This is a genomic window from Spirosoma arboris, from assembly GCF_009754945.1.
Classification (GTDB): domain Bacteria; phylum Bacteroidota; class Bacteroidia; order Cytophagales; family Spirosomataceae; genus Spirosoma; species Spirosoma arboris.
On sequence record NZ_WPIN01000004.1, the window covers coordinates 213725 to 230751 of the forward strand.

The window sequence follows — 17027 nt, forward strand, 5'->3', positions numbered from 1 at the left end:
TAAAACTGGATTTATACTGCCTTTTTAAAATCCTGTTTTATCCTGTTAATCCTGTCACAAAAAACTGAGCAGTAACTAATCAGGATAGTCGTGTTTTATCAACACTCACCTATCGATTTTTCCATTGACAACAAAACCTACTTCTGTAGCTGCCAGGCCCCTTAGTCCATTGGGCGGTGCGCCAACCTCAAGCAATTATCGCTGGATAATTGTTGGACTCCTCTTTTTTGCAACGACCATCAACTACCTCGATCGGCAGGTGATGAGCCTGTTAAAGCCAATTCTGGAAAAAGAATTTAACTGGACCGAAACCGACTACGGCGACATCGTAACCGTTTTTACCTTTTTCTACGGGGCCAGTACCCTCCTGGCAGGGTATATCATCGACCGGATTGGTACTAAAATTGGCTACATCGGGGCTATTCTGGTATGGAGTTTGGCGGCAATGGGCCATGCCCTGGCAGGCGGTACAACTGGATTCATGATTGCCCGTGGACTGCTGGGTATTGGCGAAGCAGGGAATTTTCCGGCGTCGATTAAGACAGTGGCGGAATGGTTTCCGCAAAAAGAGCGGGCGCTGGCGGTTGGTATTTTCAACTCGGGAGCAAATATTGGGGCAGTAGTAGCCCCGGCAATTGTGCCCCCGTTGGCACTCCTGGCCGGGTGGCAAATGACCTTTATCGCGACTGGTGCGCTGGGTTTTCTGTGGATTGTTGCCTGGTGGTTTTATTATGAAGTTCCCGCTCGACACAAACGGGTTAGTGCGGCAGAGCTGGCTCACATTACTGGCGAGCCTACCGTTGAACCATCAGTTGCCGGTGATGCCGCTGCAACCGATCTCATCGCTGATAGCACAACAACACGCTATCCGATTTTCGCCAATAAAGCCATTTGGGGATTCATGAGTGGCAAACTGCTCACTGATCCTATCTGGTGGTTTTTTCTATTCTGGCTACCTTCCTATTTATCGAACATCTATCACCTTGATCTGAAAAAGTTAGGCGCTCCGCTGATCGTCATTTATCTGGCGGCAACCATCGGCAGTGTTGGTGGTGGCTGGTTGTCGTCTACTTTGATTCAGAAAGGCTGGCACCCAACACGGGCGCGTCAATGGGCAATGGCTCTGTTTGCGATCTGTATAACACCGGTTATGGCCATCAGCCAAATGGGTAGTATGTGGCCCGTTATTGCCATTTTATCGTTGGCGGTAGCGGCTCACCAGGCTTGGTCAGCTAATATTTTTACCGTAGCTGCCGACCAGTTTCCAAAACAGGTATTGAGTCGGGTAGTGGGTTTAGGAACGATGGCCGGGACATTGGGCGGGGCCGTTTTTCCGCTGCTCGTCGGCCGGATTCTGGATCATTACAAAGCACTGGGAAGCCTGTCGGAAGGGTACTATATCATTTTCTACATCGCTGGCTTTGCCTATTTAGTAGCCTGGACGATGCTTTATATTTTCGTTTTCAGCCGGGTAAAAGCTAAAGTATAGCCATTCGCGCGTCAGCCAGCTTTCCTCCGGTTCGAATGGCCTGTGAGGACACAGGCCAAGGAATGAGTACATGAAATTTGTCGGGCTTTTCTACAACCATTTCTCCCCTAAGGGAACTACCAATTAGTTAAGATAAATGAGAACTATCATGTCATCTAATCAGTCCTGCCGATTACTAGTTTGGGTATGTGTGATTGTTGGTTTTTCTATTTCGAACACCAACGCCCAAGCTCCCAATCTTCAGAAAATGTCGCCGGAGGAGCGGACGGCTTACATGAATAAAGTTCGGACGGCCAGTCAGGAAGATTGGCAGAAGATGATGGACAAGCTCAATCTGAAGCTGCCAACACTACCGCCACCGGCCGACGACCCTAAACGACCTACGCATCTCAAAGCCAAAGAAGGGACAAATAATTGGTACGACGAAGCCGGAAACACGCACGTTCGGTCGGGTTGGGGTAACTGGACGAATTATGATGAGGCTAAAGCGAACGAGTACAAACTCACTGATCCACTGGTATTGAAAAATGGCAAGCCTGTAACAACGGCAGCTATGTGGTGGAAGCAGCGTCGCCCCGAAATTCTGAACGATTATCTGACGGAGATTTACGGAAAAATACCCACGAATACACCAAAGGTGACGTTTGCACCTTCGGGAGTCGATAGTACAGTATTGAATGGGAAAGCGCTCCGAAAAATGATAGTTGGTAGTATTGATAATTCCCGATACCCTGCTGCTACGCCAAGCATTCCCGTTACTTACTACAGGCCAGTGAATGCATCGGGCAAGTTGCCAATGATGGTGATCGTTTGGGGATCGTTTCCGCAGCCTGTGGCAAACATCGAGAAACTGATTGATGCGGGTTGGGCTGTTGCGTTATTGAATACCGGAGCTATTCAGGCAGACAACGGAGCGGGTTTGCCTGAAGGAATTATTGGCCTGATGAACGGAGGGAAAGACCGCCAGCCTGAAGAATGGGGAGTGTTGGCTGCCTGGAGCTGGGGGCTGAGTCGCGTCCTCGATTATTTTGAGAAAGACAATACGATCAATGCTAAACAGATTGGTGTTCAAGGGCATTCGCGCTGGGGCAAGACGGCTCTGCTGGCCGGAGCTCTTGACCCACGCTGGGCTATTGTTTTCGCAAGCTGCTCTGGCTCGTTAGGTGCTTCTCTGGAAAAACGAAGCTGGGGCGAAACGATTGACAACGTAGCTGGTTCAGGCGAGTATCACTGGATGGCGGGTAATTTTCTGAAATACGGTGGCAATTGGGCCGCAATGCCAGTTGATGCGCACGAATTGATGACACTCATTGCGCCCCGTCCGCTGTTCATTACAGGCGGTACCAAAGATAGTTGGGCTGATCCAAAAGGCGAATTTCTGGCCTGCGTCGGTGCTAGTCCGGTCTATACCTTACTGGGTAAAAAAGGCGTAGGAACCACAGAGATGCCCACGCCCGATGTTTCGCTAATCGACGGCGAACTGGCTTTCCGAAACCACGAAGGTGGCCACGTCGATTCGCTCGACTGGCCTGTGTTTCTGGAGTTTGCGAATAAACAATTTAAGCCAAAGAAATAGTACTATTCGTTTTTGTCATGCTTCCTTCGTCAGCATGACAAAAGCTAGTTCAATGTATAAATTATGGGAATGTTACAAACCATGCGGTGGTTCGGGCCGAACGATCCGGTTTCGTTGATGGATATTCGGCAGGCCGGTTGTACGGGCGTTGTTACAGCGCTTCACCAGATTCCGGTGGGCGAGTTATGGACAATTGAGGCCATTAAGGAGCGTAAACAGCTTATTGAAGCAGACAATCAACGGTATTCACCCTTGCACTGGGCTGTAGTTGAAAGTCTGCCTGTCCATGAAGACATCAAAAAAGGTCGGCCTACTCGCGCTGGTTATATTGAGAATTACAAACAATCGATTCGGAATCTGGCAGCTTGTGGTATTAAAACAGTCTGCTACAATTTCATGCCGGTACTCGATTGGTCGCGCACGAACCTCAATTACGAAATGCCCGACGGATCACGGGCGCTCCGATTCGTTTGGGAGGACTTCGCCGTTTTCGATTTGTGCATTCTCAAACGCCCCGGTGCTGAAATTGACTACGAATCCGAAATTATCGAATCGGCCAAACAGAAGTTCAGCCGTATGACCGCTGATCAGATAACTGAACTCTCAAACATAGTTCTGTTGGGTTTACCAGGTTCCGAAGAAGCGTTTTCGCTCGACACATTTCAGGGATTACTGAATGAATACGCAGCCATTTGCGACGCTGAGCTTCGGGAAAATCTATATTATTTTATCCAGCAAGTGGCTCCCATTGCGCAGGAAACAGGCATCAATCTGTGCATTCACCCCGATGATCCACCGTATCCATTGTTAGGACTTCCCCGGATAGTTAGTACCGAAGCTGATTTAGCGCAGTTGATGTCTGCCTGCGATGTAATAGCTAATGGCATTACATTCTGCACGGGCTCATTAGGAATTCGGCCTGATAATGACTTGCCGGGCATGATTCGTCGTTTGGGTGAACGCATTCATTTCATTCACCTGCGTACGACGAAACGCGAAGACTCCGGAATCGCTGACCGGCCCCGTAATTTCCATGAAGCCGACCACCTGGCGGGCGATGTCGATATGTACGCCGTCGTGAAAGAAATTGTACTGGAACAGCAGCTACGTGAAAAAGCAGGCGTTGGTGAAATTTCGATTCCCATGCGTCCTGATCACGGCCATCAGATGCTCGATGATTTGCACAAGAAGACTTACCCCGGTTATTCGGCTATTGGTCGATTGCGAGGGTTGGCTGAGTTACGGGGCCTGGAAATAGGCATTGAACGGTCATTAGGCTAGCATGTCGAAGTTCGTGTTTTAGCTATTAGCCCACAGTTTAAACTGTGGGTCTTGTGTGACGTCGAACTGATGTTCGTAACCGTTTTAACGGTTTATCAGAAAGCAAACCGTTAAAACGGTTACGAGATATTTGCCGATTTGGCCTTTGATACCCACGGTTAAAACCGCGGGCTAATACAAACTTCAATATGATTCGATCTCGACGTATAAATAGAAATATTGGTTGGCTGGTGGTTTTGCTCCTTCTTGTTAATAAAACTCATGCTGATGACGGTTACCGCCTTTGGCTAAAATACGATCTCATAAAAGACGTAGCCAAACGAGAGGAGTATGCCCGGTCGTTCCAGTTTATTGCAGTAAGTAATCAAAGCCCGATTTTGATGAATGCAGCCCAGGAATTACAGGTTGGATTGCAGGGACTATTGGGTAAGTCGGTACCGATCATTACCGATCTTGGCAAGAAAACAGGCGGAGTCTACCTAAATGAACATCAGGGTTTTAGCAACCATATTAAGTATGGCGATGAAGGCTATATGATGTCCAAAAGTGGCAATATCTTTATCCTGGCCAATAAAGGCGTAGGAGTATTGTATGGGACATTTGCCTTACTGAGGCATATACAAACAGGCCAATTACTGACGAAGCTTCCTTATAACAGCATCCCCAAAATCCGTTATCGACTACTCAATCACTGGGATAATACCAACGGAACGATTGAGCGCGGTTACGCTGGTGGAACCCTCTGGAAATGGTACGAGCTGCCCGCAACGGTTGACCCGCGCTATCATGATTACGCCCGCGCCAATGCGTCTATCGGGATTAACGGCACCGTGGTCAATAATGTAAATGCCAGCGCCCGATTTCTGACTGATGAATACATTCAGAAAGTAGCTGCCCTGGCAAATGTCTTTCGTGATTATGGAATTCGAGTTTATTTGTCGGTTTACTTTCCGGCTCCCAAAACGATTGGTGGCCTGAAAACTGCCGATCCCCTCGACCCAGACGTACGGAAATGGTGGACTGATAAAACTAAAGAGATTTACAAAGCTATCCCCGATTTCGGTGGTTTTCTGGTTAAAGCAAACTCAGAAGGTGAACCCGGTCCGCAGGATTATGGACGTACTCATGCCGATGGAGCCAACATGCTGGCCGAAGCTCTCGCACCGTATGATGGCATCGTGATGTGGCGTGCTTTTGTCTACAAAGCCGACCCTAAAGCTGACCGGTTCAAGGCGGCTCACGAAGAATTTACTCCTCTGGATGGCAAATTCGACAAGAAGGTGATTGTGCAGGTAAAGAACGGCCCAATTGATTTTCAGCCGCGTGAGCCGTTCTCGCCCTTGTTTGGAAATATGCCCAAAACACCCCTGTCGATGGAGTTTCAGATTACGCAGGAGTACACGGGCTTTGCGACCCATTGGGTGTATGAAGCGCCGATTTTTAAGGAATGCCTGGAATCGGATACCTACATAAATGGTAAAGGCTCAACAGTGGCCAGTGTTATTGATGGTAGTCTGCACAAATACACCATGACTGCCATTGCGGGCGTAGCTAATACGGGTTCTGACCGAAACTGGACCGGCAACCCGATGGCACAAGCTAACTGGTATGCCTACGGGCGACTGGCGTGGGATCATACGTTATCATCAGAAGCTATTGCGAATGAATGGGTGAAGATGACGCTCACAAGCGAGCCAAAAGCGGTAAAGACCATTACGGACTTGATGCTGAAATCGAGGGAGATTTACGTCGATTATAACACGCCCATCGGCTTGTCGCGCCCCTGGTCGGGTGTACACTTTGCCCCCGAACCCTGGCAGGAAAAAAGCGCCCGCCCAGATTGGACAGCCATCTATTACCACCGGGCAGACTCCATCGGGCTCGGCTTCGACCGGACGGCTACAGGCAGCGATGCATTGGCGCAATACCGGCCAGAAGTACAGAAACAGTGGAATAACCCCGAAACCTGTCCGCTGCCTTATCTGCTTTGGTTTCATCATGTGCCGTGGACAAAGAAACTAAGTTCTGGTCGAACGCTCTGGAATGAACTTTGCACCCGTTTCTACACCGGTGCCGATTCGGTCAAGTGGATGCAGCAGCAGTGGGCGCAGGTTAAACCTGCCATCGATCCTGAAATTTTTGCCGACGTTACAGGCCGCCTGGCGACTCAACATACCGAAGCCATCTGGTGGCGCGATTCCTGGATTCTTTATCTCCAGACCTATTCCAAACAGCCCATTCCGGCTCCTTTTCAGAAACCCGATCGGACGTTGGATGATGTTAAACGATTATCCGAAATTTATAAATTACGCTAGTGGAACAAGTACAAAATACCCAGGTAGACGGTCAGTTGTCACCTAATTATTCCGTTTTTTCGCTCGAAGGTAAACTGGCGCTGATCACAGGTGGCGGTAGCGGTATCGGCTTTGATATTGCCCGTTGTATGGTACAGGCCGGGGGCAGTGTTGTCATAACTGGTCGGCGGGAGCAACCTCTTCAGGAAGCCATCGCAACCCTGGGCGAGCGAGCGCATTATATGGTCAATGATGTGACAGAGCGAGCTTTGTTAAACGGCCTGGTCGAACGTATTGAAACTACCTATGGCCCAATCGATATTCTGGTTAACAATGCCGGAATCAACATGAAAAAGCCTGCTTTGGAAGTCACCGATGAGGATTTTGATCGAATCGTGCATACCAACTTGAACTCCGTTTTCAGCCTGACCCGTGCCTGTGCGCAACGGATGATGGCTCGTCAACGCGGTTCCATTATTATGATTTCGTCGATGGCTGCCTACTACGGTATTGATCGGGTAGCTGCGTATGCCGCGTCTAAATCGGGCGTTGAAGGTATGGTGAAAGTATTGGCGTCGGAGTTTTCTGGCAACGGCGTTCGGGTCAATGCCATTGCGCCCGGTTTCATCGAAACTGCCATGAGCAAAACCGCAATGGGTGGCGATCCCGACCGTTTCGCCCGCGCCATGCGTCGGACGCCGATGGGAAAATTCGGCCAACCCGAAGACATCGGTTGGGCCGCTGTCTTTCTAGCATCTGAGGCTGCAAAATACATCACCGGCGCTTCGTTGCCGGTAGATGGTGGAAATTCGATTGGATTTTAAAGAGGGCGATTCTTTGCTTGGTGTGATGTCAGTTTTGAGAAACTGACATCACACCATACTTGTTACCACAAACCAACGATTATGAATCAACGCTTCATCTATTCCTCGCTTTTAGGTGCTACGCTGCTACTTGGTTCAGCCTTAAAACCTCAATTAGTCGAGCCAACGCTCAAAGACGCTTATAAGGCCTATTTCCCAATTGGTGTAGCAGTTGGCCCGCGTAATCTGGTTGGCCCGGAAGCCGATTTGATTCTGCGTCAGTTCAACAGTCTGACGGCAGAGAATGCAATGAAAATGGGGCCGATTCACCCCGAAGAAAATACCTACTATTGGAAAGACGCTGATGCCATTGTTGACTTTGCGCAAAAACATGGCCTGAAAATGCGTGGACATAATCTGTGCTGGCATCAGCAAACGCCAAAATGGTTGTTCACTGATACTGAGGGTAAAACAGTATCGAAAGAGGTATTGCTAAAGCGGCTGAAAGACCACATTACTGAAGTTGTTACACGTTATAAAGGCAAAATTTATCAGTGGGATGTCGTGAATGAAGCCATTGACGATAATGCTCAGAAGTTTCTTCGGGATTCTCCCTGGTCTCAACTATGTGGAGAGGAGTTCATTGCCAAAGCGTTTGAGTACGCGCACGAAGCTGATCCCAACGCGCAACTTGTTTACAACGATTACAACACTGAGCGCCCCAGTAAACGCGATCGAATCTATCAGCTACTGAAGAAGTTAATTGACGCGAAAGTGCCTATTCATGGTGTAGGCCTGCAAGGTCACTGGTCGATTTATGAACCGGGCGAACTCGCTTTGGAAGCTGCGATTGATAAATTTTCTTCGCTGGGACTTAAGGTACAGATAACTGAGCTAGACGTATCGGTCTATCCGGCAGAGCAGGGTGGCCGACGTGACAAACGACCCGATGAGTCGGATGTGTTCACACCAGAGATGGCGCAGAAACAGGAAGAGCAGTACCGTAATGTCTTCCGGATTTTTCGCGAAAAGAAAAAGGTGATTACGGGTGTAACATTCTGGAACGTCTCGGATAAACATTCCTGGCTTGATACGCATCCGGTAGCGGGTCGTAAAAACTATCCTTTGCTGTTCGACACCAACCTGAAACCCAAAAAGGCGTATTATGAAGTTGTGAAATTTTGAGCTGTTGTTCGCAGGTGTTTACAACAAGCTCTACTTTTGACAGGATTAACAGGATAAGACAGGATTTTAGTCTTCATATCCTCAGTCTGTGGAAAATAGCTATATGAAATACACATTTACGCTGCTCTTGTCAATTGGCTCTTGTCTGACTCTCACCTACACTTGGGGACAGGCGAAACCGAAAAAAGCCCTGTTCGTTATTGTTGATGGGATTCCGGCGGATGTTATTGAAAAACAACCCACGCCAAACCTTAAAGCAATTGCCAAAGAAGGAGGCTACGCACGAGCGTATGTCGGCGGCCAAAAAAACACCTATTCACAAACACCAACCATTTCGGCAGTTGGTTATAACAGTTTGCTTACGGGTACCTGGGTGAACAAGCACAATGTCTGGGACAACAGCATAAAAGCCCCAAACTACCAGTACTGGACAATTTTTCGCTTCTTCGAGAGTCAATATCCAGCCAGGAAAAGTGCCGTATTTTCGACCTGGCTCGACAATCGGACGAAGCTGGTTGGCGAAAATTTGCCGCAAACGGGTCACCTCCGAATTGATTACTCCTTTGATGGACTTGAGCATGATACCTTAGTTTATCGCCACGATAAAGAGTCGGAGTATATTCATCAGATTGACGAGAAAGTAGTTGACGAAGCCACCCAATATATTCAAAATGAAAGCCCGGATTTATCGTGGGTCTATCTGGAATATACCGATGATATGGGCCATAAGTATGGCGACAGTGAGCAGTTCTATAAAGCTGTCAATATCATGGATGGGCAAATGGGCCGTCTATGGAAAGCCATTCAATATCGTCAGAAAACGTATAACGAAGACTGGCAGCTCTTTATCACTACCGACCACGGTCGAACGATTGAGACGGGTAAAAACCACGGCGGACAATCAGATCGGGAGCGATCTACCTGGATTGTGACGAATGCCAAAGACCTTAATGGTCAGTTTAAAACGAATACGCCCGCCATTGTCGACATCATGCCAACAATGGCCCGACATCTCCAACTGACGATTCCGAAAGAACAGGCTTTTGAGCTTGATGGGGTTCCCTTAACCGGAAAACTCTCCATTGTAGAGCCAGCCGTTAAAAAAGAAGGCAGTAAGATTGCTCTGAATTGGAAAGCAGTAGAACCGGAGGGGACTGTGAAGATCTGGGTCTCTACGACTAATCACTTTGAAGAAGGTAAGCGGGACGATTACAGACTACTGGCTGAAGTCCCCGTAAAAGCCGAAACAGCTACCATCGATGTAGCTACTTTCCCGAAGGGTTTTTTCAAGATTGTATTAGAAGCCCGATACAATCATCTGTCGCGCTGGATTGTTGAGTAATTGTAGTGCCGGTCGGTACTACTGCACACGTGTCCAGGTTTTGGATTTGCCCAGAAAACTTAGTCCCATTACATAGCCGCGCAAATCAATCGCGTTTGGGCCTTTGAGCGATACCTCACAACTATAGGTCTTGCCATCTTCGGGGTTATAAATCTCCCCGTCGCCCCAGAGATTGTTGCCTTTATAGGTCAGATTCGTTAGCAATACCAATTGCATAAGTGGACGATTCCGTAGCTTTTCGTCTGGGTTTTCCTTATCGACTTTTGGCTTCCCACTTTCCGGTTCGTTGGGTTCCAGCATCCAGACCAGCTTACCATAATATTTGTTTCCCTGCTTAAAAATCTGAACCTGATTTCTCTTTTTTGAACTAAGCCATTTGCCCAAAAGCGCATCTGGATCGTCGGCCCTGGACGTAAATGAAGTCAACGAGACGCAGACAAGCAGAAGCAGTATGGTTAAGCGTAACAGGTTCATACGTGAGTGTTTTTAGTAGTAGGACTCTCGCTTGGAGCCGTGCCACGGTTTAATTAAGCGTCACGAAGAACCGTGGCACGGCTCCAAGCGAGAGTCCTAAGTATATAAACGTATGAAAAGAAGTTTTGTCGATTTCCTTGATAAATATTTTTTGATTCAAGGTCTTAAGCGTTTGCCACAATCGTGTCTTTCTCTACGGCTTCTTTCAACAATTCAATTGCCGTGCGCCAGTAAAAATCAAGGTGCCTGAAAATAGCGTCTGTCGGGAAGTTGGTGATGGTCAGGGTTAATTGGGTTAGATGCCCAATAGAAGTCAGGGTAAAGGTCAGCACGCAATGATTTTCGGGCGCATCGGGCAGGTGTGATAGCGAGCTTAAATGGCTGTATTGGAATGTCTTATCGGGGTCGTAGATTAAAATGGTTCCTGTATTTTCAAAGGCTATGCCGTGCATGGTTCCCTTCATCCTGATTGGACTTCCCGCTTTCCAATCGGTGATGATGTCAATCACCATGTCGGTGTCCAGCATCCATTGTTTCATCAAGTCGGGCATCGTTAAGTGCCGCCAAACCGTGGATGCCGATGCGTTTATGGAAACTGTTTGGGATATAGGTTTGGGAGTTGGCATTTTGAGGTGTGAGTGGAATCAAATTCTTCTTACAAAAATTAATGCAGCGTTCCGCTACCCGCTATATTGCTATGCCCTAAAAAGTATCCACGAATGAATTTTGAATAGTCTGCTATGCTCTCATAGTCCGGATCATCAATAATGCTTTGTAGTTCGTCTACCAACTGGGGATAATCATTCTTTAAGTCTGGAGCATCCTGAAAACGACTTTTAACATATTTAATTACTTCATTGGGCTCATGACCCACTGTAATGGAATAACGGTCCTGCATTGTGCTGGCGTCCATGTGTCCCAAGCCGTATTTTGCCTCATACAATAGAAAAGCATCTTCCATTTGTCCTAATGAGTACAAGTAGAAAGAAAGCTGATATAAATTGTCGTGGCGCCAAATAGTACGTTCGCAATCCAGTTCGGCATGAAACAACTCACGAACTAGTTTGATGTCTGCCAATGAAAAGTCATTTAGTAATGCTTCAGTGACTGAATTTCTAAAACCTAAATTCTCATCTGCTATTATGTCCTCAGAAAGTTTTTTTAGCTTGAAGGCGAAGTATTGTTTCAGGTCATGAAGAGCCTCTGAGGGGAGTGAATTTCTGTATGAATAAATAATAGCAGATGGTTCCATAATGATTGCGCTGCCAATACGATATTAGCGACAGTCTATTTGTCAAGTGTCGTCTTCTAACTAACTATCTTTCTTATCTTTTTCTACTGCCTTTATCATATGCTTCTAAACATTTGCCAAGCGGTTTGCCCTTGTTATGAATACAATCACAAAATTCTTCACAAGCTTTTGGATCGCTATTGCCAGGACATCCATTCCAGCATTCCGCTGGGGAGTTGCCTGGTCTGATGTCGTACATGATATTGTTTAAAACGATAACCGCTGCAAGCGTTGCCACGACACCGCCAAAAAACAGAAATGGAAATTTGCTTTTTAAGGGGTTTTCTTTCATTACGTTAGCTTGGAATGGTAGAATAGATTTTAGACGATCATAGTCCCAACACAATAAAAATAAATTGGCCAATAGCATAAATGTTGCTGCACGAGTGCCTTCAAACCGAACGGAATAGGTGAGCACACAAATATTAAGGATAATCGGGAAGCTGCTAATAGCACCAATAAGCGCAGTCCTCGGAATGAGTAATAGGATGGCAACGATTACTTGCCCAATCCCAATAAATGTATAGTAGTAACCGGTATTCAGTAACGCATCAAAATATTGTCCCAATGGGTGATTATGGGATAAGCCAGCGGCAAAGCGTTCCCCTGAAATTTTCACATAGCCTGAAATTACCCAGGCAACAGCCAAAGCCAGGCGACAAAAAACGGCAAAGTAGTGATACCATTTGTTGCCCTTTGCCTCATAATAATAGGACTCGAGTTTATTCGACATACTGAATGGTGTCTGTGTTTATGGTTGAGGCATCTTTTTACTTGCCGCTAACATCCAAAAAAACAAAGACTACTCACTCCGCAAACTCCTCACCGGATTCATCAAGGCGGCTTTTACACTCTGGAAACTAACCGTCAGCAATGCAATACTTACTGCCACAAAACCCGCTAAAGCAAACATCCACCACGCTATGTCAATTTTATAGGCGAAGTCGGCGAGCCATTGGTTCATGGCGTACCAGGCCAGGGGAGAGGCAATGACGATGGCGATCAAGACCAGTTTCAATACGTCTTTCGATAGCAGTGTTACGATGCTCATGACGCTGGCACCCAATACTTTGCGGACGCCGATTTCTTTAGTACGTTGCTCAGCGGAGTAAGTCGCCAAACCGAATAGGCCTAGGCAGGAAACCAGAATGGTCAGCAACGCAAACCCATTAAATAGAGTCATCATGAGCTTATCTTTTCGATATTGGGCATCAAAGGACGCGTCCATAAACGTGTAGTCGAAAGGAGAGTTTGGATAGTGTTGCTTCCAGGAGGCTTGTACCAATGGCAAATGCTTCGGCTTCATTTTTAGTGTCAGGTTGGCCGGTGGAAACGTATTGAAAATCAATATTAATGGTTCAACGGCGGTGTGCAGGGAACGATAGTTGAAGTTCTTAACCACGCCAACAACCTTGCCCTTGTGCATAAATCCTTCCATCGGTTGCCCAATGGCCTGTTGCCAACCTGCCTGCTTCACAAAGGCTTCGTTGACCAGAAATGCGCCGTTTTTATCGGCTTCTGATGCAGTAACGTTCCGGCCACTTGCCAGTTTCATGTGCATCAACGGTAGGAAACGCTCATCAATAGATAAGTAACTGCCCATAATTTCCCGTTTTTTACCTGCCGATTGAAAAAAGGTTGTTCCTGTAGCCAGAAAGGCGTCGGGTTGAATGCCTGAGCCAAGCGATGCATCCTTGATTTCAGTTCGTTGGCGCAACGTATTGGCGAGTGCATACCCAGAAGTTCTGGCCAGCGAATCGTCGGGGAGGTGTACCGTCAACACCTGCTCTTTGGTGAACCCCAGATCAAGGTGTTGCAGGTAATTCATCTGATTGTGTGCCACGAGTACGCCCACAATCATGCCTACCGCCAGCACAAACTGGAATACCGTTATCGCTTGCCGAAGCCCGATTCCTCGCCCCAAGCTTACTGATTGTCTGCGCAATACCGTCGCCGTGTTATAGCCAGATAAGGCGAATGCCGGGTACAGGCCACCAAGCAAGGTAGTGCAGGTTCCGGCAATTGCGGCCATCAAAAGTCCCTCGCGCCAGGAAATGTCGAGCTGAATTTGAAGCAGGTCGTTGAAAAACGGGAGACTCACTTCGAGCAAGGCTATCGCCAAAACAACTGATAGCAAACTCAACAGAAACGACTCAAACAAAAACTGGACAACTAACTGTTGACGTAACGCGCCACTGGCTTTTCGAACGCCCACTTCCTTAGCTCGTCCAGTGGCTCTGGCCGTCAACAGATTGATATAGTTGAGCAACGCAATTGCCAGTACAAAAACGGCCAGGAACAGAAACAGGTACCCATATTGTTTATTGCCCTTCGGCATATCGGCCATTTTTCCCTGACTAAAGTGTACGTCTTTTAGCAACTCTGTCTGGAAAACAACCGCGTAACCCTCGGCACCCATTTTCTTGAATTCCGGTTGAATATCTCGTTTGCTGAGTAAGGCCAGTTTCTTTTCGAAGGCGTTTAAATCGGGCGTTTGCCGAAACAAAACGAACGTGTACGTAGGGAAATCTTCGCCTAGCCAGGTGGTGGACGTCGTGAAATCCTTTGCTAACAATGCGTTGATTTTCATGTCGGCATTCGACGGTAAATCGGCCATAACACCCGTGATCCGATACAGTTTTTTATTGCACAAGAACGATTTGCCAACGATGTCAATTCGCCCAGCATGTTTCCGGGCAAAGCTCTCCGTAACAACCGCAGTGTTTGGCTCGGTCAATGCCTGTGCTGCATTCCCTGCGACGAACGGGTAGGTGAACACGGAGAAAGTCTCTTGGTCGGAATAGTACACATTGGGTTCATTGAGCAATTCAGTCCCATACCGAATCGTTGCTGACACTGGTTCAAACCGGGCGGCTGTTTCAACCTCTGGGTAATCCCGTTTCAAGGTGCTGGCCAGTAAAATGGGACAGGCAGCTACCGACATGGGGGCATCGGGCGTTGTCAGGTTTGTGGTAACCCGGACGATACGGTCGGTATTTGCGTGAAAACTGTCGTAGGTAAATTCATGCTTCACGTACAGAAACATGAGCAGGCAAGCGGTCAGACCAACGGCCAACCCTCCGGCATTTAAACCAGTATAGAGTTTGTTGTGCCAGAGATTGCGACGAGCAATTTTGAGGTAGTTTGTGAGCATAATTCACGTTTCTTACGTAGAGTTGTAAGTTGCGTGAAAGGTTGTTTTTCAGGTTGTTAAAAATAGTTAAGCCGAGCGTAAATGGGAGGCTTTTTGTCATTTCGACGCAGGAGAAATCTCAAGCTTGACTATTACAAAACTCGAGATTTCTCCTGCGTCGAAATGACAAAAAGCAGCTTAGCCGTTTCTATAAAAGGAAATCTTTAAACAGGCTTCTACTTCGAGATCACCAGTTCATCCTTTACCTTTCCATCTTTGTCATAAACCGTATACGTCAGCTTTTTGCCCTGAATATCCATCAACTGGTAAAAGGGGCCGTTTTTGTAACGGAGGGCCGCGTAGGGTTCGTCGGGCCAGATTTCGTGCTCGCTGGGGATACCGATGGAGATAGTATAGATTGTTCCCTGAGTGGGCGTTGCTACGTCTTTTCCGCCGTGCATGGGTTTGGAGCGCATGTAATAATGCACGTGACCGCTCATGACCATATCTACGTGATATTGGTCGATGAGTGGGCCCCAGGGCCCCAGGCTTTCCGAATATCGGCGTAATCTTCTTCAAACGTGTAGGGTGGAAAATGGAAAAACATAAACTTCCAATCGTCTTTGGATTGAGCGAGTTGTTGTTGAATCCACGCCGTTTGTGCTTCGATGGGAGCCGTCGCATCAATCATTAAGAAGAGCGCATTTTTATAGCGGAAAGCGTAGGTCTGCTCATCAGGCACTTCGGGGTGTTTCGGGCCATTGTGGGGTAAACTGAACATCTGCTGATACATCCACGCGCCCAAACCATCCTGACTGTCGTGATTTCCGGGAATGGGCAACAGCGGTTTAGATTGGAACGTTGTTCCCGAATACTGCCATAATTCATCCCACTCATCCCGGTGCAAACCCGTACTGACTAAATCCCCTGCTATCGAGTAAAAAGCAATATTGGGATGGCGGGTAAGTGTCTGTTGAGCCATCTCGCCAAAAACAGGTGATTTGTGCGTATCCCCAAACCAGATAAACGAAAAGCCCTCATTCGTAGTGGATTGCGTCTGGAAAGAAGCCACAGAAGACCAGCCGCCTTTGGGTGAACCTATTTGATAGTCATAGGTTTTACCAGGCTTTAGTCCCGTTAGCTGCGTCGTAAACCGATGCGCGTATCGATCATTTTGCAAGAGCCGATCTTCCATTTTATTGAGCGTAGCCGCTTTAACCAGCGTATCGCGACTGCCTTTCTGCCAGTATTTGATACTACCATTCGGTACCGATGCGGTTGTTCGCCATTGGATATCCTGGGTTGTGGCAGGGTTGCCACTCCAGGTAAGCAGGATCTGGTCGGGCTGGGTTGTAGCCGGAAATTTGGTTCGGCGGAAAGCGCCTACTAAGTGGGCCTCTCGCGCTCTACCCCGAATCGTTTGAAACAAGGTCTGGCCGCGTAAGGATTCAGGTACTTCTGAAAGCGTCAGATCGCTCCAATCGTGGTACGTAAAGGCGCCTTTTTGAAACGTAGTAAATGTTTGATGAGCCGGGAAAATAGGCGAGATACGTAGCGCATCGCCTGGACGCTGAGCTTTCACGCTGATGAAATAGACTGGGCGGTGTTTATCGAATCCATTGATCCCTAACGACACTACACCAGCTTCATACGTTCTTTGCCAAACTTCATAGGTGTATTCTTCATTTTTGACGATCAGTTCAGTCTTACGAAATCCACTGTCTTTTAGCCAGAATGGAAGAACTTTCTGCGCCTGATCCCGCATCAGCGAAACGACAACCGGAACGTTGGTTCGGAACGTCCAGTACTGCGTTGCCAGTATCTTTTTTTCCTGATTCGTCAGAAAGGAAAGCACGAAATCCTGTTGAATTGTATCGAGTTGTTGAGGCTGGTAGGTTTTATACAAACGGGTGACAACGCCATCCATCACGACTTTAACGCCGGGTTTGGATTGTGGCTTGTCCCGATCCGTAAAGGCGGAAAATAGAACCAGCAACAGGAAAAGAAAAGGGCCAGAAAATTTCATGTAAGCAACTAGTTGGGTAGAATCAAAAGTAGATTACTACCCAGTAGTACGCCCAGCCGCCCAGCAAAGGCTATCTGCTGACTGTTAATTATTTGTGACTTGGTGCGCGATGGCGCAAGGCTCCAGCCTTGAG

The 17027-nt window shown here is 47.6% G+C and carries 14 protein-coding genes; 7 read left to right on the forward strand and 7 right to left on the reverse strand.

Annotated features, from left to right (window positions below; translation table 11 throughout):
- The first annotated feature begins 169 nt into the window (after nucleotides 1-169).
- The 7 genes from GO755_RS12055 to GO755_RS12085 all read left to right on the forward strand — a co-directional run bounded on the left by GO755_RS12055 (nucleotide 170) and on the right by GO755_RS12085 (nucleotide 9970).
- Nucleotides 170-1489, forward strand: coding sequence for an MFS transporter (locus tag GO755_RS12055; protein ID WP_198174833.1), 1320 nt, complete (start codon nucleotides 170-172; stop codon nucleotides 1487-1489).
- Nucleotides 1490-1637: 148 nt separating this feature from the next.
- The gene (locus GO755_RS12060) at nucleotides 1638-3065 is read left to right on the forward strand and encodes an alpha/beta hydrolase family protein (RefSeq protein ID WP_227686935.1); all 1428 of its coding nucleotides are present in this window, start codon (nucleotides 1638-1640) and stop codon (nucleotides 3063-3065) included.
- A gap of 63 nt (nucleotides 3066-3128) precedes the next feature.
- Entirely contained in the window at nucleotides 3129-4346 is a 1218-nt protein-coding gene (gene uxuA, locus GO755_RS12065) for a mannonate dehydratase (RefSeq protein WP_157585035.1), read from the forward strand.
- Between the two features lie 188 nt (nucleotides 4347-4534).
- Entirely contained in the window at nucleotides 4535-6661 is a 2127-nt protein-coding gene (locus tag GO755_RS12070; RefSeq protein WP_157585037.1) for an alpha-glucuronidase family glycosyl hydrolase, read from the forward strand.
- Entirely contained in the window at nucleotides 6661-7464 is an 804-nt protein-coding gene (locus GO755_RS12075; RefSeq protein WP_317165851.1) for an SDR family NAD(P)-dependent oxidoreductase, read from the forward strand. The genes GO755_RS12070 and GO755_RS12075 overlap by 1 nt, the downstream gene beginning before the upstream one ends.
- Before the next feature lie 81 nt (nucleotides 7465-7545).
- Nucleotides 7546-8628, forward strand: coding sequence for an endo-1,4-beta-xylanase (locus GO755_RS12080; RefSeq protein ID WP_157585039.1), 1083 nt, complete (start codon nucleotides 7546-7548; stop codon nucleotides 8626-8628).
- Nucleotides 8629-8731: 103 nt separating this feature from the next.
- The gene (locus GO755_RS12085; RefSeq protein WP_157585812.1) at nucleotides 8732-9970 is read left to right on the forward strand and encodes an alkaline phosphatase family protein; all 1239 of its coding nucleotides are present in this window, start codon (nucleotides 8732-8734) and stop codon (nucleotides 9968-9970) included.
- Nucleotides 9971-9988: 18 nt separating this feature from the next.
- On the opposite strand, the gene GO755_RS12090 is transcribed toward GO755_RS12085, so the two are convergent.
- From GO755_RS12090 to GO755_RS12115, 7 genes are all read right to left on the reverse strand, one after another.
- Complete coding sequence (locus tag GO755_RS12090; protein ID WP_157585041.1) at nucleotides 9989-10444, reverse strand: DUF2147 domain-containing protein; 456 nt, start codon at nucleotides 10442-10444, stop codon at nucleotides 9989-9991.
- A gap of 164 nt (nucleotides 10445-10608) precedes the next feature.
- On the reverse strand, nucleotides 10609-11070 hold the full coding sequence (locus GO755_RS12095) for an SRPBCC family protein (protein WP_157585043.1): 462 nt from the start codon (nucleotides 11068-11070) through the stop codon (nucleotides 10609-10611).
- A 38-nt stretch (nucleotides 11071-11108) separates the two neighbouring features.
- Nucleotides 11109-11696 carry a hypothetical protein gene (locus GO755_RS12100; RefSeq protein ID WP_157585045.1) on the reverse strand — a complete coding sequence of 196 codons (588 nt, stop codon included), beginning with the start codon at nucleotides 11694-11696 and terminating at the stop codon, nucleotides 11109-11111.
- 73 nt (nucleotides 11697-11769) lie between these two features.
- Nucleotides 11770-12468, reverse strand: coding sequence for a DoxX family protein (locus GO755_RS12105; protein WP_157585047.1), 699 nt, complete (start codon nucleotides 12466-12468; stop codon nucleotides 11770-11772).
- 69 nt (nucleotides 12469-12537) lie between these two features.
- Entirely contained in the window at nucleotides 12538-14889 is a 2352-nt protein-coding gene (locus GO755_RS12110) for an ABC transporter permease (protein WP_157585049.1), read from the reverse strand.
- 215 nt (nucleotides 14890-15104) lie between these two features.
- Nucleotides 15105-15368 carry a hypothetical protein gene (locus GO755_RS41430; RefSeq protein ID WP_227686936.1) on the reverse strand — a complete coding sequence of 88 codons (264 nt, stop codon included), beginning with the start codon at nucleotides 15366-15368 and terminating at the stop codon, nucleotides 15105-15107.
- An 8-nt stretch (nucleotides 15369-15376) separates the two neighbouring features.
- Complete coding sequence (locus GO755_RS12115) at nucleotides 15377-16894, reverse strand: purple acid phosphatase family protein (RefSeq protein WP_227686937.1); 1518 nt, start codon at nucleotides 16892-16894, stop codon at nucleotides 15377-15379.
- Between the last annotated feature and the right edge of the window lie 133 nt (nucleotides 16895-17027).